We start from the raw sequence: 213 nt of genomic DNA, 5'->3' as shown, positions 1-213 counted from the left end.
CGAGTGGCCGGAGACGCCGACGCCGACCGCTGTGTTGATGTGGCCGGCCAGCGGGTCGCCGGCCGTGTTCAGGGCGAGGGTCCGGGTGATGACCTCGGAGACGTCCTTGGACTCGTTGCCGTTGTAGACGTCTCCGCCGTTGAGGTTGGCGAAGTGGGGGGCGGGGACGATGAAGCCGGCCTCGGCCAGGGGGCGGATGATCGCCAGTGACTT

The 213-nt window shown here is 69.0% G+C and carries 1 pseudogene; it reads right to left on the bottom strand.

Going from position 1 to position 213, the window contains the following annotated elements:
• Nucleotides 1-213: pseudogene (locus IG99_RS43980) on the bottom strand (RICIN domain-containing protein); the annotation flags it as partial.

Source organism: Streptomyces griseus subsp. griseus (assembly GCF_000720255.1).
Classification (GTDB): Bacteria; Actinomycetota; Actinomycetes; order Streptomycetales; family Streptomycetaceae; genus Streptomyces; species Streptomyces griseus_I.
This window is presented reverse-complemented; position numbering and strand designations above follow the sequence as displayed.